Origin of the sequence: Paraburkholderia phenoliruptrix (assembly GCF_047325075.1) — a bacterium.
Classification (GTDB): domain Bacteria; phylum Pseudomonadota; class Gammaproteobacteria; order Burkholderiales; family Burkholderiaceae; genus Paraburkholderia; species Paraburkholderia phenoliruptrix.
The window spans coordinates 3,243,653-3,261,391 of record NZ_CP168531.1; the positions used below are offsets into that span (position 1 = coordinate 3,243,653).

Here is a 17,739-nt window from a genome sequence, read left to right on the forward strand (position 1 = left end):
CTGCTTGCGGCGACCATGGCCGCGATGGCACATAGCCGCGGTGCGAGCGCAACACGCGGCCCCGAATCGTGTAGATCGGGGCCGCGCGCCGTTTACCCGCCGTTTACCCGCCGTTTACCGTGTGTGCGCGTCGGTGCGCGTCCGTGAGCGTTTGCTTCGCGGCTCAGCCACTGAATTTCGCCAGCTCGTCACACCAGCGCTTCGCCTCAGCTTGTCGCGCCACACTCTCTCGCTGTCCGTCTTTTCTCAACGACACAAAGTCACAATCGCCCGAACGCCGTTGCCTAAAATGGTCTGCACGCCCGCTGTTTGTCTTGCCGTCCGGCATAGGGCGTTCCAGATCCATATTTCGGGAGACGACGATGGAAGTTCAACCGTACGTATTCTTCAACGGGCGTTGCGAAGAAGCGCTCGATTATTACCGCCAGCACCTCGGCGCCGAGGTCACGTTCATGATGCGTTTCAAGGACGCGCCGCCCGATGCGCAGAACCCGCCGCGTGCCGGCGTCGAAGAGAAAATCATGCACGCGAACGTGCAGATGGGCTCCACCCAATGGATGGCGTCCGACGGCCACTGCGATCAGGACGCGAAGCCGCTGAACGGCTTCAGTCTCTCGCTGACAGCAGACGACACGGCGTCGGCGCAAAAATACTTCAACGCGCTCGCCGACGGCGGCCAGATCGTCATGCCGTGGGGCGAAACCTTCTGGAGCAAGGGTTTCGGCATGGTGGTAGACCGCTTCGGCCTGATGTGGATGGTGACGCTGCCGCCTGGTGAGACGTCGGTGAGCGGCAGAGCCGCCTAAACCTTCTGCAAGACCCGCGAGTGCCGCTCGATATTCCAGTTAGGCTCGGTTTCGAGAAGCGCCGCGCGCAAGCGCTCCACCTGCTCAGCGAGGCGCTGCCCGAGCCAGTACGGTCCTTGCAGATGAGGCGGCAGCGTTAGGGTGGTGTCAGCGGGCGCGGGCGGCGGCACGGCTGGAATGCCCGGCTCCGAAACTGAAGCTGGCAGAGCGTTCGCTGCGGGAGCGCCCGTCGTCGGCAGGCCGCCCACCGGAACACTCGCCGCCGCACCTGCCGCGCCCGCCCCCACCGCCTCACCCGCCGGAATCCCGAAATGCGTCGCGCGCCCAAAGCGCAGGCCGCGCGCAATCGCCAGCAAAATTCCGCGGACTTCCCGCACCTCGGCGCCGCATTGGTGCGCGTAGGCGGTGCGGGCGGCGGCGTCGGCCTGCATCAGCGGGCCCGTCGCCAGCAATTCCAACGAACTGAGCACCGAACGATGCAAGCGCTGGATCTCCTCGAGCTTCGCCTGCGGCACGTCGATTTCCTTCGCCACCGAAGGCATCAGCGAGCGCAGCTGCACAAGCCGCCGGTTGATCTCGAGAAAGCGCTTCACCTGCTCCTCTTCGCTGATCGTCTCGCCTTCCAGCAAACGCGTGTAGATGCGCGCGCATTCGCGCAGATTGGCGGCGAGCCCGTAACGCCACGAATAAGTGGCGTGCAACGGCAACGCGAAGGAAAACGCGAGCGCAATCACAATGCCGATCAGCACGTTCAGCGTGCGCCAGAGGCCGACGTCGATCAGATTGTCGCCGTGCCCCGCGACGATACACATGGTGATAGCCGTCAGGAGCCCGATATACCCGGATGCGCCGATCGCGAACCATCCGCAGATCGCCGCAACGACAGACATCAGCACGTAGGTGAGCGGCAGCGAGCCGATGAAATTCTGCTGCACAATCAGCAGCAGCCCGATCGAGGCACCCAGCAGCGTGCCCACCGCCCGCTCCGCCGCTTTCTTGCGGATATTGCCGTGATGCTGCAAGCCGCCGATCACAACCAGCAACGTCACGGAAGACCAGATGCCGTGCGGAATGTCGATACCGGTGGTCGCCAGAATCGAGAACAGCATGGCAACGCCGACGCGCAGACTGTGCAGGACTTTTGCGTGCCGATAGCGGTAATACGGCGACGTGACCGCGCGAACCATGCGGCTCGCCGCCGAACGGCGAGCAACGACGGGGCGGGAATCGGCAGAAGCCATGGCGGGAGCGGGCAACGCGTTCGTAGGAAGTTCCGCTATCGTGCCCTGGAGTGCGCATGAAATACAAACGCCCGCGGAGTTTTCGTCCGCGGGCGTTTGTCTTATTGCACTGCCTTTTAGCTTTCGACCACGTCCAGATAGTCTTCGGGACGCGTCCGGTCTTCGGCGCGCTGCATGCCGAACGCACGCACCAGCAGGCTCACCACGACCGCCACGACCAGGTTCACGATCAGCGACCACACTGCGGCATAACCCGGAATGGCCATGCCGAACAGGTGAATCGTAAAGATCGAGCCGGCGAGTTTGAGCGAAATCGCCATCCACGTGCCCGTCGCGATGCCGGCCGCCCAGCCGAGCAACAGGCCGCGATAGTCGAGCACGCGCGTGTAGAGTCCGAGCACGATAGCCGGCAGCGTCTGAATGATCCAGATACCGCCCAGCAACTGCAACTGAATGGCATACGTGAGCGGCAAGCCCAGAATGAACGCCACCGCGCCAACTTTCACGATCAGCGAGACCAGCTTCGCGACGTTGGTCTCCTGGTCGTGCGTCATGTTGCGGTTGACGAACTCCTTATGGATGTTGCGCGTGTACAGGTTGGCTGCCGCGATCGACATGATCGCCGCCGGCACCAGCGCGCCGATGCCGATCGCCGCGAACGCCACGCCTACGAACCAGGACGGGAAGAAGTGCAGGAACAGGGCAGGCACCGCGAAGTTCGGGCCAAAGGCCTTGAAGTACGGCGCGAATTCCGGCATGTCCTTCACGCCCGAAGCGAGCGCCATGAAGCCGAGCAGCGCGAGCAGGCCGAGCACGAGCGAATAAGCCGGCAGCATCGCCATATTGCGGCGGATCGTGTTACCCGATTTCGACGACAGCACCGCCGTGATCGAGTGCGGATACAGGAAGAGCGCAAGCGCCGAACCGACCGCGAGCGTCGCATACGCGCTGTAGCCGTTCAAACTCGATACGTCCGGCGCCTTCAGCAGCAGCTTGGCTGGCGGCACGGCGCCGAAGATGTGGCCGAAGCCGCCCAGTTGCGGCGGAATCACAATGATCGCGGCGAAGATCGTGATGTAGATCAGGATGTCCTTGACCACGGCAATCATGGCCGGCGCGCGCAGACCCGACGTGTAGGTGTAGGCCGCAAGAATCGCAAATGCAATGATGAGCGGCAGGTCGCCGACAAAGCCCTTGGTGTCGAAGCCGAGCGCGCCGATCACCACTTCGATGCCGACGAGTTGCAGCGCGATGTAGGGCATCGTCGCGACGATGCCGGTCACGGCGATGGCGAGCGCGAGCATGCGGCTGCCGTAGCGAGCCGACACGAAGTCCGCCGAGGTCACATAGCCCTGACGCTTCGCGATGCTCCACAGCTTCGGAAACACGACGAACGCGAACGGATAGATCAGGATCGTGTACGGCAGTGCGAAGAAACCCGTTGCGCCCGCACCGAATACGAGCGCCGGCACGGCAATGAACGTGTAGGCCGTATAGAGATCGCCGCCCAGCAGAAACCACGTCACGATGGTGCCGAAGCGCCGGCCGCCGAGGCCCCACTCCTCGAGATGGGCGAGGTCGCCGCGCCGCCAGTGCGCCGCGATGAAGCCGAGAATCGTGACGCCGATGAAAAACAGAACGAAGACGAAAGTTGCGATGGCGTTCATTATCGTGCGTCCCCCTGCGGACGGCCCGACGAGCGCGTCCTGGTCTTGAAGTACACGATCGCCGTGATGACCGCGCTGATCAGCACCCACAGGAGCTGATACCAGTAGAAGAACGGAAAGTCGAACAGCACCGGTTCGACCTTGTTATACGACGGCACCCAGACCATGGCGATCCAGGGCAACAGCAACAACCAGAGCCAGTGCTTGCTGGCTTTGTTCGCGTCGGCGTCGTGAGCCATGACGTCTCCTCTTCCCTATTATTGAAATGTTGGCCCGTGTTCGACGGGTGGTGAACCCCCAAAGCGGAGAGCCGCCTCGCGGTAGCACGCCCGCGGAGGATCGCCCCGCATGGGACACGAGTGCCCCGAAAGCTTCGAAAGAGTATAGGAGCCGCGAACGTGCGGTCAAGCAGGGACGACCCGAGGCGGCGGCGCGGCTGCTGAAGCCGGCCGCACGGCGTTTCAGCGGAGCGTGTTTCGGGAAGAGGTGGCGCGGCGTATGCTGCCGCACGGCGCGGTAGCCAGCGCGCGAGCGCCTTCTTTCATGGCCTTGGCGGCCTTCGAAGGAGACGGCGAAAGCGCGCATCACCGCCTCGATGCGAGATGGATCAGGACGTGGTGTGCCGTCGCGTGGATGCGACGGTTCTGGCTTCACGATTTCCGCTTAGCGGCTTCCTGCATCAGGCCGGGCCATGGCTGCCCGGCCGCTCGATGCGCGCCTCGATCAGATGACGAACGACGCGCCCGTCTGTCCCGTCGACTCCTGCAGTCCCTTGATCCACTTGCGTGCCGGCAAGCCGAGCTCGCTTTCGATCAGTTTGGCGCGCGCCTGCAGTGCCGTAAAAGGCACCTCGAGCGCGGGGCCCGAGAACGCGATGGCAATGCGGTTGCCGTCATGCACTTCGGGCAGCGCGAGCACACGGCCGTCGAACGCTTCGTTCAGACGCTTCATGTTGCGCACGAAGCTCGGGTGATCGCCGAACAGATTCACCGTGACCACGCCCGCGTCCGTCAGACACGCGCGCGCCGCGCGATAAAAGCCCACGCTGTCGAGCACCGGGCCGCGCGCCGTCGCGTCGTAAATGTCGATTTGCAATGCGCCGATCGTGCCATGGTTCGCGCGGTCGTTGACGAAGTCCCACGCGTCGGTCTCATGCACCGTGAGGCGCGCGTCGTCCGGCGGCAACTCGAACATGGTGCGCGCGGCCACCACGACGGCCGGGTTGACCTCGACCGCCTCGACCTTCGCGCGCTTCAGAAAGCGGTGCGCGAACTTGGTCAGCGCCGCGGCGCCGAGACCGAGCTGCACGATGCGCCTCGGCGTTTCGATGAAGAGCAGCCAGGCCATCATCTGCTGCGCGTATTCGAGTTCGATGTGATCCGGCTTGCGCAGGCGCATCGCGCCTTGCACCCATTCCGTGCCGAAATGCAGATAGCGCACGCCGCCCTCTTCCGAGAAGGTGACGGGCGCAAAACGCGGCTTGCGTGGCGTGTCGATTTGCGGCGCGTCGTGCAGGTCGTCCTCGCGCGCCGCGCGATGGCTGTTGCGCACCGCTCCCCGTTTGCCCGCGCCGTCGGCGGTGCGATTGCGGAATGCACGCGCTTCAGCCGAAGCGCGCTTGATGAGTTTCGTCATGTAAGGATGTCGCGCCACAGGCGCAATTTTTGATCGAACGAGAGCATAGCATTGGCCGGACTCGACGAAGGCAAGACGAGCGTCGTATAGCCCGCCGCGCCGATCACCGGCGCGAAGCGGCCCGCCGTCTTGCCGTTGAAGCAGACCTTTCTGAGCAACGGCGCGTGGTCCCGCAAGGACGCGAAGTCGTTCGGCTGGGCATTGCGGATCGCCGCATCGAGACTGCCCTCGCGATGGCAGGCAGCCAGCACGTCCCACACGCCGATGCCGTGCGACAGGAGCCGCCGCAGCCGCTCTTCGTAGACGAGTTCGGCGAGCGGCTCGTCGAGCACCGCGCCGAGAAGCCGCCAGAACTGGTTTCGCGGATGCGCATAGTACTGCGTCGCCGCGAGCGACGCCTCACCGGGAAAGCTGCCGAGAACGAGCGTATGCGTGTCGGCGGCGACGACAGGCGGGAAACCGCGCAACATCAGCGGCTCCGTTCGCCGGCGGCAGGGGCGGCGGGATGCCCCGTGGAATGCGCCGTGAAATGCGCGCGAGAAGCCCTGTGCTCCAGCGGGCGACCGTGCTCGCGATGGCGCGGGTGCACTGCATGCGCAGGATCGGCGCAATGGGCGGTCTCGGCGGCAGCCGGACTACCCACTTCGCCCGCCGCCGGCGACCGCGACGCGGGATGCACCCATAGCGCCGGCAAAAAGCATTCGGTGACCATCAGCGGTGCGCCATGCCGCTCGAACACCGAGCGGCGGGCAACCATCGCATGCGGCGGCGTTCCGCCAACCTCACGCGCGGCCAGCCTGTGCAGCGGATGCCGTCCGGTCACGCGGCGGCTGACCAGTGCCGAACGCGCGACGCTGCTGTCGCTATACAGCAGCTCGGCAAGCGGGCGCGTGCGCAAGCGCCGCGTAGCCTGCCACACGCCGACGCTTGCGGCGAGAGGCGCAACGCTGTGCGCGGCGACAAACGGCACCCCGTCGACGGACAGCACGACCTCGCGCACCCACACCGGCGCGCGCGCGTGAAGACCGAGCGCCGCATGCTCGTCAGCCCAAGGCAACGCCACGGCTTCACGCGTGACGCGCACGGCGACCGCGCCGAGCACGCGCAGATGCGCGGTCAAGGAACCGCCGCGGGTCAACCAGTCTTTCTGCGGGGCGCTCAAACCGGGCAAGGGAGCGACGCGCCAGTGCGCGTCGGCGGCATCGAAACGGATAGGCATGGGATCGGATTATAACGGCGCGCCTGTCAGACCATTGCCACGCCCACGGGCGCCTTTTCCGGCATTGGACGATGACCGCCTGATCGCTATCAAAAGCCAGCGCGAAGCCGCCTCTTTCGGAAAGGTCCGATTCTCCGCCCACCGCCGCGCGCGATAAAACCTCCGTGCTTTACGAACCGGCGATGGCCCGCTGTCGATGGGCTCGCCTTCCCATCCGCATACGAACGAGAGGACAAACATGAAAAAACTTCTGGCTACCAGCGCCTTCGCAATGTCGGTGCTGTTCATGGCGGGCTGCACGGCGCCGCTCAACCGCGATACGGAGATGTCGTTGAACAAGGCCGCGGGCATCGAGGTCGCGCCCGTCGCGAACGGCGTCGCCGTCAAGCTGCCCGAAACAGCGCTGTTCGATTTCAACAAGTCGGAAGTGCGCCCCGACGCGAGCGCGGTGGTCGACCGCTCCGCCGTGCTGCTCAAGCGCAGCAAGAAACCGATCATCGTTGAAGGCTATACGGACAACGTCGGCACGCTCGAATACAACCAGCAGCTCTCCGAAGCGCGCGCGGTCGCCGTGGGCTACGCGCTCGTCGCACGCGGCGTGCCGATGGAGCGTATCCGCACGAAGGGCAACGCGTACAACAATCCGGTGGCGAGCAACGACACGCCCGAGGGACGTGCGCTCAACCGTCGCACGGAAATCGTCGTGCGTGGGGAGACGATGGACACCTTGATGGGTAAGAAGTAAAGACCGCCGCTTGGCCAGGCCAAGCCAGGCCAAGCCCAGGCTGGGTCGGCTCCGGCCCGCATCGACCTTTGAAGCCGGATGAGCCTCACACATCCGGTTCACCGTTCAACGTACTCCTTGAGCGCCTTTGCGACGTCAGCCAGCACCGGTCTCCATTGGTTCAACTCGCGCTGCCTGAAAAGACGCATTGACGGATACCACGGACTATCGTCGCGCGCGACCATCCAGCGCCAATCCGTGAATGTCGGCACCAGCACCCAGACCGGCGTGCCGCATGCGCCCGCCAGATGCGCAACGGCGGTGTCCACCGTAATCACCAGATCGAGCGATTGAATGATCGCGAGCGTATCAGCAAAGTCGTGAATCTCGGGGCCAAGGCACCGCATGTCGATATGGTCGAACGATGCTGCGGCGTCCAGTTGCGCATCGCCCTTCTGTAGCGAAAACCAACGCACGCCGGCCTGGTCAAAAAGCCCCCGCCATTGCGCGAGCGGAATAGACCGATAACGATCCAGCCCATATGCCGGGTTGCCTGCCCACACAATGCCGACGCGCTTTTCGGACGCATACTGCGCCGGCCCGGTGCCGCGCGCCTCCAAACGGCTACGCCAACGCTGCACGTTCGAAGGCTCGGCGCGCAAATATGCCGTGGCGAGCGGCAACATGGACAGCTGGAGATTCATCTGTGCGGGCATGCGCAGCATGCGGCACCAGAAGTCGTAGGGACCTGGCGGCGCCGTAGTCCACGCCGCGTGCACGCCGGCAGCATGGCGCGCGACCTCGCCCAGCGGCTCCTCGACCCACACGTCTACCTGGGCGCCACGCCGATGCAGCCAGTGGGCCATGCGCAGAAACTGGATCTGATCGCCCAGCCCCTGCTCCCCGATCAGCAGGAACCGGCAGCCGAACACCCGCTCGCCTTGCCATTCGGGATAATCCGGGCGAACGAGGTCGTGGTTTTCGGGCAATGCGTCATGCCAGCGGTACTGCACCCAGCCTCGCTCGAAATCGCCCGCGCGCAGTTGCGCCGCGGCGAGATTGAACTGCATCAGCGCGTTGCCCGGCAGAAGACGCGCGCCCTCGGCGGCGTGCATATGCATGTCTTCGAATTCGCCGAGCATATTGAGCGCGAACGATGCATTGTGATGCAACCATGCGTCCTGCCGATCGACTGCAAGCCCTTGTCTCGCGACACTGAGCGCGTCGGCAAAACGCTGGGCGCTGTTCAGAGCAAAGGCAAGCTGCTGGAGCGCGGCGGCGTCTGCGGCGCAGCGGGCGCGCAGTGCAGGCAACAGGGCGTCGAGCTCGGCATCGCGCGCGGCCTTTGACAACGCCGCAATCAGCGCAAACGCGTCCGCGATGCTCGAGGTGTCGAGCGCCCATGCACGCAGCCAGAAGTCGGCCGCTTCGGCATGCCGCGCCTGCTCCGTACAGATCTGCGCGAGCGCGCGAACGGCATGGTGCAACGCCGGTTCGAAACCGAGTGCGTTCAAATAGTGCCGACGCGCCTCGTCGAGTCGACCGGAAAGCTTCAGGCAATCCGCCAGATTCCGATGCAGGCTGGCACTGCCCCCGCTGATGCTCAACGCCCGATAGTAGTACGCCTCCGCCGCGATCCGCTCGCCGCTTAACGCGGCAAGCAAGCCGCGGTGCTCCCAGAAATCCGCACGCTGCGGCGCGGCATGCAGTGCCTGATCGAGCTGCTCGCACGCGCGGTCGATAGCGCCCTCACGAAAATAGGCAAGGCCGAGCTGATGCAGTGCGTCTGCATCATTCGGCAGTGCCTGATTGCTGCATGCATGGGTGGACGCATCGCTGGATGAATGGCCGGACGAACCTGATAAGCTTTGATCGATCATGGCTGTGCCGCCGCTAACCGTTCACGACGGGATGCGCCGGCGAGTCCGGACTGACGTTGCCTGCGCCCGCAGCCATCAGCGCCTTCAGACGCGCCGTGACTCGCTCGACCACCGGAGCCCATTGCCCAGGCTCCGGCTGCCGGAAAAATTCGAGCGAGTCGTACCACGCTTGCGTCTCGTCATTGCCCCAAGCCCAATGCGACACGTGATCGAGCATTCCGAACACGGGGCGCCCGAGCGCGCCGCCCAAATGCAGCGGCGCACTGTCAATCGTGACAAGCGCATCGAGCGCGCAGAGATGCGCCGCGACGTCGTCAAATCCTGTCGGGTAATCCGCTGTCATGTCGCAGACGGAATAGCCCTGTGCGTTCATGACAGCCACGTCGGCCGCTCGTCCCGGCGTGAGCGAATAGAACGCAACGTCGGCGAGCGACAGCAGCGGTTCAAGCGCTGTGCGGGCAATGGAGCGCCTGTCGTCACGACGATGCGTCGGGCTGCCGGCCCACACCAGCCCGACGTGCAACTTTGCCTGCGGCTGCTGCCCGTGCAGCCGCTCGCGCCACACGGCGACCTTGCCGGGATCGGCGTGCAGGTAGGCATCGCCGCGTACCTGCTGCGGCTGCAGATCCAGCACCAGCGGCAGGCTCATCATCGGCAAGCTGAAATTCGGGGCGCCGAGGGGCCCGTCCTCGATCGACACGCAGTCCTCGTAGAAGCGCTTGAGCAGCGCGTGCAACGACTTCCTCACACACAGCACCAGTCTGCCGCCCTGCTCGTGCACACGTGCAGCGAGCTGCGGCACATAGCGCACCATATGGATGTCGTCGCCGTTGCCTAGTTCGCTGTGCACGACGAGCGTCTTGCCCGCGAGCGTCTCGCCTTGCCAGCGCGGACACAGGCGCGTCATGACCGAAACGATGTTGTTCGGCTCGCGGTCGTCGCGCGCGAGGCGCGCCTCGAAACGCTTCCAGCCGCTTGTCCACGCGCCACGCCGCAGTTCGAGATCCGCGAGATCGACTGCTGGCGTCACCGCGTTCGGATTGACTGAGAGCGCTTCACGCAGCATGGCCTCGCTGTCTTCATAGCGCGCCTGCTCGCACAAGTAGAAACCGATGGCCGCCAGCACGTCCGCATTGCCCGGCGACGCAGCGTGGGCGGCACGCATGGTCGCCTCTGCCGCGGGCGCGTCGTTGCGTTGCCATTGCGCGTGACTGAGCTGCCACGCCATTTCCGCGTCCGCCGGGTTGCGCGCCAGCGCTTCGCGGCAAACCTGCTCGAGCGCGGGCCAGTCGCGCGCCTCGCGCAATGCCAGAGCAAGCTGGAGCGGCAACGCGGGAGCGACGGCAGGGTCAAGCGCATGCGCGCGGGCGAGCGCCGTGCGGCGCTCATCGCGGACGCCGGGCCCGTCCAGCGCGCCAAGTGAGATGGCGAGCCACCACGGCCCGCGTGCGTCCCGGGGCTCGCGCCGCTGATAGGCGCGCAGCATGTGCGCCGCTGCCGAATGCGCGCCGCAGTGGTTGATCAGCCAGACGATCCATTCGAGCGTCGCGGCGGGCGGCTGCGCGGCGACCGCCATATCACTGTGATGTCGCGCGACCTCGCCGCGGCCCGACGCGTCGGCGAACAACGCAAGACGGGCATGGCGCGCGCCATTCGCCTCGGCTTGTGCCTGCGAGGCGCTGTGGTACGCCTGCTCGAAGTGCCCCGCGCTCGCATGCAGGTCCGCGTGCAACTGCGGCGTGACGCCCGCGGCGGCCAGTTCGGCGGCACGCGAAACGGCCGCCTCGAAGCCCTCCTCACGCAGGATCGACCACAGAAGATACACCGTCTCCCGAGGCGTTGTCACAGTGACCACAACGGGGGAGTCAGCCAGAGCGAAATCGGACATAAACATTCAGAAGATGCCGCGGCGCGCGTGTGAGTGAGCGAGTGAGCGCGTTTTAACCACTCACCACTTCGGCGCACGCAGCTTATACAAAAACCGACGTAAAGAACCCGCGTGGTTCTCACGTCTCCAGTTCAAAGCGGGATTTCTCAAGATAATGCCGCGCGCCGCGTCTCATAAATCAATCTCAATTTATGGTCGTTGATAAGTTTTAGTTAGTTAACCATAATGATTTACGCCCCGTGCGAAAAAGCGCTCGCGGCATCCAGCAAATCAACAATTATCAGCAGGGATCAGGTTGAATACGACTAACGTGAAGGAAACATCTGACCGCATTGCGCATCTTGCTTCGGTCATCTTGCGTCGTCCGGGCGCCACGCATATCGAGAAAGAGCTGGCCGGATCCGCACTCGCGCAGCACCACACCTCAAAGCAAACCAGTGCGGGAATTGGGAGCCTTGCGGCGAAAGTACTGGGCGATCCGCACTCGAGTTTTGAGGCGAAGGAGCTGGCCGGCAGCGTACTTGCACAAGTGCGGCATTTGCATGGGCTGATGGTGTAGCACATAACGCAAGCCGTAAGACGAAGCCCGACTTTACCCGCTGGGTGATACGGTTGCGGGCACTGCAAGGCAAAAAAAATGCGCTGCCGAAGCAGCGCATTTTCAGTTGTTGCATGGCGCGTCTGCCGACGCTGCGCAATCGCGCTCAGTTCGCGCGCGCGAGCAACAAAGCGTTGGTGCGCTTCACGAAGCTCGCCGGATCGTCCAGCGCGCCGCCTTCAGCCAGCAACGCCTGGTCGAACAGCAGGTGGCACCAGTCGTCGAAGTTGGCACTGTCGGCATGCAAGCCCTTCACGAGCGCGTGCTCCGGATTCACTTCGAGAATCGGATGGAACGAGGGCGCCTGCTGACCCGCCGCCTTCAGCATGCGCTGCAGGTAGCCGCTCATTTCGCCGTCGTCGGCAACGAGGCAGGAAGGCGAATCGGTCAGGCGGAACGTGAGGCGCACGTCCTTTGCCTTGTCCTTCAGCGCTTCCTTCATCTTCTCGACGAGCGGCTTCAGCTCTTCGCTGACCTTTTCCTGCGCCTTTTTTTCCTCATCGTTCAGCGCGCCGAGATCGAGGTCGCCGCGCGCCACGCTTTGCAACGGCTTGCCGTCGAATTCGTTCAGGAACGACAGCATCCATTCGTCCACGCGATCGGTCAGCAGCAGCACTTCCACGCCCTTCTTGCGGAACACTTCGAGATGCGGGCTGTGCGTTGCCGCCTGCCACGTGTCGGCGGTCACGTAATAGATCTTCGTCTGCTCGGGCTTCATGCGCGCGACGTAGTCCGACAGCGACACGTTCTGCTCGGGCGTTTCAGTATGCGTGGAAGCAAAGCGCACGAGCTTCGCAATCCGCTCGCGGTTCGCGAAATCTTCGCCGATGCCTTCCTTCAGCACCTGGCCGAACTCTTTCCAGAAGCCGGCGTACTTCTCGCGGTCGGCTTCGTTCTCGGAGTTGGCCAATTCTTCCAGCATCGACAGCGCGCGCTTGGTCACGCCCTCGCGGATCGCCTTGACGTCGCGGCTTTCCTGCAGAATTTCGCGGGACACGTTGAGCGGCAGGTCGCTCGAATCGACCACGCCCTTCACGAAACGCAGATACGACGGCAGCAATTGCTCCGCGTCGTCCATGATGAACACGCGCTTCACATACAGCTTGAGGCCGCCGCGGTGATCGCGATTCCACAGGTCGAACGGCGCGTGACTCGGCACGTACAGCAACTGCGTGTACTCGCTGCGGCCTTCCACGCGGTTATGCGTCCACGTGAGCGGGTCCTGGTGATCGTGCGACAGATGCTGATAGAACTGCTTGTACTGCTCGTCCGTAATGTCGTTCTTCGCGCGGGTCCACAGCGCGCTGGCCTGATTGACGGTCTCGTCCTCGTCCTTCGTGACCATCGCGCTCTTTTCCGCGTCCCACTCTTCCTTTTTCATCAGGATGGGCAGCGCGACGTGATCCGAATACCGCTGAATGATCGACTTCAGACGATGCGATGACAGCAGGTCGTCCTCATCAGCACGCAGGTGCAGCGTGATGGTCGTGCCGCGCGCGGCGCGCTCGATCTGCTCGACGGCGAAATCGCCCTCGCCCGTGCTTTCCCAGCGCACGCCTTCGGAGGCCGGCAAGCCGGCGCGGCGCGTTTCCACGGTGATCTTGTCCGCGACGATGAAGCCCGAGTAGAAGCCCACGCCGAACTGGCCGATCAGCGCTGCGTCCTTCTGCTGGTCGCCGGAGAGTTTGCCGAAAAATTCCTTCGTGCCCGAACGCGCGATCGTGCCGAGGTTCGCGATTGCCTCGTCGCGGCTCATGCCGATGCCGTTGTCGTCGATCGTGACGGTGCGCGCTTCCTTGTCGTAAGACACGCGAATGCGCAGGTTCGGGTCGCTTTCGTACAGGCTGCTGTTTTCAATGGCTTCGAAGCGCAGCTTGTCGGCCGCGTCGGACGCATTGGAAATCAGCTCGCGCAAAAAGATTTCCTTATTGCTGTACAGCGAATGGATCATCAGGTGCAGAAGCTGTTTCACTTCCGCCTGAAAGCTCATGGTTTCTTGTGCCATGGTCGGACTTCCTCTCTGTTGCGAATCGGTTTTGGCGAATCAGGTTGTACGAATGCGGTTCGGGCGCGGCAGCAGGGCGCGCGGGGCACGGGAGCAACCCGGCGCGGCACCGCGAGCCTCGGCACCGGCGGACCGCTGGAGCGCCAGATTGTCGACCTAAGTGGGGGCGAGCCCGCGCGGTTTCAAGAGGCGCGGCGCGCAACGCCGTCGAGATAACGGCACAAAAACGTCGCCAGCTCGGGATCGCCGCAATTGGCGACGTTAAAGCGCATCCACGTGGTCGGCGATTGTTGCGGCGAAAAAAGGCTGCCAGGCGTGAGGAGAAAGCCGGCCTCATGGCCCGCGGCGGCGAGCCCGTCGGCATCGACGCCCGTGTCGGCCCACACGAACATGCCCGCCGTGGGCGTCAGAAAGAGCTTCAGGCCGGTCTTTTCCAACATCCGCACGGATTTTTCGCGCACGCCGTCGAGCCGCACCCGCAACCGCTCGACATGGCGCCGGTAGTGACCTTCCGTCAGAATCTTGTACAACACGCGCTCGTTGAGTTCCGGGCTCGTCATGCCGACGAGCATCTTCTGGTCACTGACCGCTTTCGCCACGTCGGGCGCGCACGCGATAAAACCGACCCGCAGGTTCGGCGCGAGCGTCTTCGAGAAACTGCCCAGGTAGATCACGCGCTTTAACTGGTCGAGGCTTGCGAGCCGCGTGCCCGGATAGCCCGGCGGGCACAAATCGCCGTAAATGTCGTCTTCCACGACGATAAAGTCGTAAGCCTCGGCAAGCCGCAAGATGCGGAACGCCTGCGCGGCGGTCAGCGAGGTGCCGGTCGGATTCTGCAGCACGGAGTTGATCACCAGCATCTTGGGCCGCCAGGTTTGCACGAGCGATTCGAGCGCGTCGAGGTCGGGACCGTCCGGCGTATAAGGCATGCCGACGAGCCGCGCGCCCTGCGACGCGAAGCGCCCGAACATCTGGAACCACGCGGGATCGCCGACGATAACCGAATCGCCCGGCTTCACGTAAATGCGCGAAATCAGGTCGATGGCCTGCGTGATGCCCGACACCATCACGATCTGATCGGGCGACGCGCCGATCTCCAGCTCCTCGAGACGCGTCTGCAACTGCTGGCGCAGCGGCAGAAAACCGAGCGGCGTGCCGATGCCGAGCATCTGGGCGCCGCTTTGCCGGCCCAGCGTGCGCAGCGCATTGGTGATCAGTTCGCCGTCGAGCCAGCGCCCCGGCAGATAGCCGAGGCCCGGACTGCGCTCCGGACGCGCGCCGGTATGCAGCATGTTGCGCAGCAGCCAGACCACGTCGATGGTGGCCGGCGCGCTCTCCTGCGCGGCCGGGCGCAAGTCCGCCACGGCAGCCACCCCAGCCCCCGCCGCGCCCGCCAGACGCTCGCGCACGAAAAATCCCGAGCCGCGCCGCGACTCCAGATAACCCTGGGCGACGAGCCGCTCATATGCTTCCACCACCGTGAAGCGCGAGACGCCCTTGTCTAGCGCTAGCTTGCGGATGGACGGCATGCGCATGCCGGGACGGAACACGCGCTCCTCGATCCGGCGGCGCGCCCACTGGACGAGCTGCTCCACCAGCGTCAGCGACGCCGTGTCGTGCGGGGCGGGAATCTGCGTAAGCGGGACGGACATGTGAGGCTCCAACTGTACCGAACGGTATCGAGTCGATTGTACCGTTACTGTGCCGGTCCTCGCCGTTACATTTGAGGTGGAGGGCGCGCCTCGGCGGGTGAAACGTGGCCCCCCCGCTCCGCCGGGCTCCCGGGGGGGCGTCGCCATGGAAGTTCGGGCGGCCAGTCGCCATGGCCGAAGCGCGCCATGAGCCGGATTGGCGGGAAATGAACCGTACCGGCGGCCAGCGCGGCCAGCGGCCGGCGACCAGCCGGCCGTCCGCGAGGAAAGACGCCAACGGAGAAGCGCCGCCGCTCCATCAGTCAGTCCGTCGATTCAGCGTGCACGAACGGTTATGCTTACGACCCCGGCGCCTGTCGCAAGCGGCACGCGGCGCGGGGCCGGCCTACCGTAGAAACCCGTTTCCTCAATCCGAATGACCGCACATCCGCTTCGTCTCGATCATCTCGTCGTTTCCGCCCGCACGCTCGACGAGGGCACGCAGTACGTTGCCGACCTGCTGGGCGCAAAACCGGCCGGCGGCGGCGCGCATCCGTCCATGCGCACGCACAACCGGCTCCTGAACCTGTGGGGCGGCGCCTATCTGGAAGTGATCGCCATCGACCCGCAAGCCGACGCAGCCGGCAAGACTCCGGACGCCGCGCCGCGCCCGCGTCTCTTCGCGCTCGACGATCCGGCGACCCGCGCGCGCCTCGAAAGCGGCCCCTATCTGTCGCATTGGGTAGTGCGCGTGGACCGTCCGAAGCATCTGCCGACGTGGCAGGCGCAATACCCGGCGCGCATTCCGCCGATCGTGCCGCTCACGCGCGGCGACTTCGCGTGGGGCCTGTCGGTCCCTGAAGACGGCGCCTTCCCTGCCTGGCAAGGCGCCGGCGACGGCGTGCTGCCGTCCCTGATTCAGTGGGACACGGCGCGGCATCCGTCGGCGGTACTGCCGGACAGCGGCGTTGCGCTCAAATCGTTGAAGGGCCTGCATCCGCAAGCCGACACGGTGGCCGCGCAATTGCAGTGGCTGGGCGCCGCGCACCTGATCCAGGTGCAGGCGACGGACGGCGCGCCGGCGCTCATCGCCGAGTTCGAAACGCCCGGCGGCCTACGCACCCTTAAATAAGCAGCGCGCGCGGGTCGCCGACTCGCGCGATAATCGAAGTTTTGACCGGTTCCAGAGACACCAGAGAGAGGAGACCATGGACCAAAGCGACCTGAAAGCCCCCATGTGGCAATTGTCCGAACGCGCACGCAAGCTCACGAGCTCGGCGATCCGCGAAATTCTCAAGGTCACGGAACGGCCCGAAGTCATTTCGTTCGCGGGCGGCCTGCCCTCGCCGGCCACCTTTCCGGCTGAACGCATGCGCGAAGCGTCCGACCGCATTCTGCGCGACACGCCCGCCGCGGCGCTCCAGTACAGCGCAACCGAAGGCTATGCGCCATTGCGCGAATGGGTCGCGCAACGCTATTCGGTGAACGGCGTGCAGATCCGCCCGACGCAGGTGCTGATCACGACTGGCTCGCAGCAGGCGCTCGATCTGCTCGGCAAGGTGCTGGTGTGTCCGCAAAGCCCGCTGCTCGTCGAAACGCCGACCTACCTCGGCGCGCTGCAGTCGTTCTCCATGTACGAGCCGCGCTACGTCCAGGTGCCGACCGACGAGCAGGGCCTGATCCCTGAAGGGCTTACGCCCGAACTCACCGCCGGCGCGCGCCTGTTGTACGCACAACCGAATTTCCAGAATCCGACCGGGCGCCGCCTGCCGGTCGAGCGCCGCCGCGCGCTCGCCGCATTCGCGAAGACGGCACCGTTCCCGGTGATCGAGGACGATCCTTACGGTGCGCTCGACTACGCGGGCGAACCGCTGCCCACCATGCTGTCGATGGCGCCGGATCACATCGTCCACCTCGGTTCGTTCTCCAAGGTGCTGGCGCCGGGTCTGCGGGTCGGCTACATCATCGCGCCGGAAGAGTTGATCTTCAAACTCGTGCAGGCCAAGCAGGCCACCGATCTGCACACGCCGAGCTTCACGCAGCGCATCGTGCATGAAGTGGTCAAGGACGGCTTTCTCGATACGCACGTGCCGACCATCCGCGAGCTCTATCGCGCGCAGTGCGCAGCGATGCTGGCCGCGCTCGAACGCTACATGCCGGAAGGCGTGAAGTGGAATCGCCCGGAAGGCGGCATGTTCATCTGGGTGAACCTGCCCGCGCAGATCGACAGCATGAAGCTGCTGGAAGAAGCCGTCGCGCAGAATGTCGCGTTCGTGCCGGGCGGTCCGTTCTTCGCGAACGAGGCGCAGCACAACACGCTGCGCCTGTCGTTCGTCACGGTGCCGCCTGCCAGGATCGACGAAGGCGTCGCGCGCCTCGCCGCGCTGATCCGCGCGAAGGTCTAAGCCCGCGCCCGCTTCTCCGTTTTTTACTACCGACCGAGGT

Annotated in this window: 15 protein-coding genes; 5 read left to right on the plus strand and 10 right to left on the minus strand. The window is 64.8% G+C overall.

The window, feature by feature from the left end:
• Positions 1–362: 362 nt before the first annotated feature.
• Positions 363–806, plus strand: a complete 444-nt coding sequence (locus ACEN8U_RS26405; RefSeq protein ID WP_013587644.1) for a VOC family protein — start codon at positions 363–365, stop codon at positions 804–806.
• On the opposite strand, the gene ACEN8U_RS26410 is transcribed toward ACEN8U_RS26405, so the two are convergent.
• The 6 genes from ACEN8U_RS26410 to ACEN8U_RS26435 all read right to left on the minus strand — a co-directional run bounded on the left by ACEN8U_RS26410 (position 803) and on the right by ACEN8U_RS26435 (position 6,568).
• Positions 803–2,047, minus strand: coding sequence for an FUSC family protein (locus ACEN8U_RS26410; RefSeq protein WP_310106093.1), 1,245 nt, complete (start codon positions 2,045–2,047; stop codon positions 803–805). The two genes, ACEN8U_RS26405 and ACEN8U_RS26410, sit on opposite strands and share 4 nt — an antisense overlap.
• Before the next feature lie 116 nt (positions 2,048–2,163).
• On the minus strand, positions 2,164–3,714 hold the full coding sequence (gene mctP, locus ACEN8U_RS26415) for a monocarboxylate uptake permease MctP (RefSeq protein ID WP_013587642.1): 1,551 nt from the start codon (positions 3,712–3,714) through the stop codon (positions 2,164–2,166).
• A complete protein-coding gene (locus tag ACEN8U_RS26420; RefSeq protein ID WP_013587641.1) occupies positions 3,714–3,953 on the minus strand; it encodes a DUF3311 domain-containing protein in 240 nt (79 codons plus the stop codon). The genes mctP and ACEN8U_RS26420 overlap by 1 nt, the downstream gene beginning before the upstream one ends.
• 484 nt (positions 3,954–4,437) lie before the next feature.
• Positions 4,438–5,349, minus strand: coding sequence for a spermidine synthase (locus tag ACEN8U_RS26425; RefSeq protein ID WP_310106091.1), 912 nt, complete (start codon positions 5,347–5,349; stop codon positions 4,438–4,440).
• On the minus strand, positions 5,346–5,819 hold the full coding sequence (locus ACEN8U_RS26430) for a DNA-deoxyinosine glycosylase (RefSeq protein ID WP_013587639.1): 474 nt from the start codon (positions 5,817–5,819) through the stop codon (positions 5,346–5,348). Before ACEN8U_RS26430 ends, ACEN8U_RS26425 begins: the two co-directional genes overlap by 4 nt.
• A complete protein-coding gene (locus tag ACEN8U_RS26435) occupies positions 5,819–6,568 on the minus strand; it encodes a chorismate--pyruvate lyase family protein (RefSeq protein ID WP_310106090.1) in 750 nt (249 codons plus the stop codon). Before ACEN8U_RS26435 ends, ACEN8U_RS26430 begins: the two co-directional genes overlap by 1 nt.
• Positions 6,569–6,806: 238 nt before the next feature.
• Between ACEN8U_RS26435 and ACEN8U_RS26440 the strand changes: the two genes are divergently transcribed.
• Positions 6,807–7,313: an OmpA family protein gene (locus ACEN8U_RS26440; RefSeq protein WP_310106087.1), complete on the plus strand. Its 507-nt coding sequence runs from the start codon at positions 6,807–6,809 to the stop codon at positions 7,311–7,313.
• Between the two features lie 98 nt (positions 7,314–7,411).
• Here the strand turns inward: ACEN8U_RS26440 and ACEN8U_RS26445 are convergent, their stop codons facing one another.
• Positions 7,412–9,172 (minus strand): hypothetical protein, encoded by a 1,761-nt coding sequence (locus ACEN8U_RS26445; RefSeq protein ID WP_310106084.1) that lies wholly within the window; start codon positions 9,170–9,172, stop codon positions 7,412–7,414.
• Between the two features lie 13 nt (positions 9,173–9,185).
• Positions 9,186–11,060: a tetratricopeptide repeat-containing glycosyltransferase family protein gene (locus ACEN8U_RS26450; protein WP_310106081.1), complete on the minus strand. Its 1,875-nt coding sequence runs from the start codon at positions 11,058–11,060 to the stop codon at positions 9,186–9,188.
• A 295-nt stretch (positions 11,061–11,355) separates the two neighbouring features.
• On the opposite strand from ACEN8U_RS26450, the gene ACEN8U_RS26455 reads away from it, so the two are divergent.
• The gene (locus tag ACEN8U_RS26455) at positions 11,356–11,619 is read left to right on the plus strand and encodes a hypothetical protein (protein WP_013587634.1); all 264 of its coding nucleotides are present in this window, start codon (positions 11,356–11,358) and stop codon (positions 11,617–11,619) included.
• Between the two features lie 145 nt (positions 11,620–11,764).
• On the opposite strand, the gene htpG is transcribed toward ACEN8U_RS26455, so the two are convergent.
• Both htpG and ACEN8U_RS26465 read right to left on the minus strand, forming a co-directional pair.
• Positions 11,765–13,663 (minus strand): molecular chaperone HtpG, encoded by a 1,899-nt coding sequence (gene htpG, locus ACEN8U_RS26460; RefSeq protein ID WP_310106078.1) that lies wholly within the window; start codon positions 13,661–13,663, stop codon positions 11,765–11,767.
• Between the two features lie 182 nt (positions 13,664–13,845).
• The gene (locus ACEN8U_RS26465; RefSeq protein ID WP_310106075.1) at positions 13,846–15,315 is read right to left on the minus strand and encodes a PLP-dependent aminotransferase family protein; all 1,470 of its coding nucleotides are present in this window, start codon (positions 15,313–15,315) and stop codon (positions 13,846–13,848) included.
• Positions 15,316–15,730: 415 nt separating this feature from the next.
• Between ACEN8U_RS26465 and ACEN8U_RS26470 the strand changes: the two genes are divergently transcribed.
• Positions 15,731–16,426 (plus strand): VOC family protein, encoded by a 696-nt coding sequence (locus ACEN8U_RS26470; protein ID WP_310106072.1) that lies wholly within the window; start codon positions 15,731–15,733, stop codon positions 16,424–16,426.
• A gap of 76 nt (positions 16,427–16,502) precedes the next feature.
• Positions 16,503–17,699, plus strand: coding sequence for a PLP-dependent aminotransferase family protein (locus tag ACEN8U_RS26475; protein WP_310106069.1), 1,197 nt, complete (start codon positions 16,503–16,505; stop codon positions 17,697–17,699).
• The last annotated feature ends 40 nt before the right edge of the window (positions 17,700–17,739 follow it).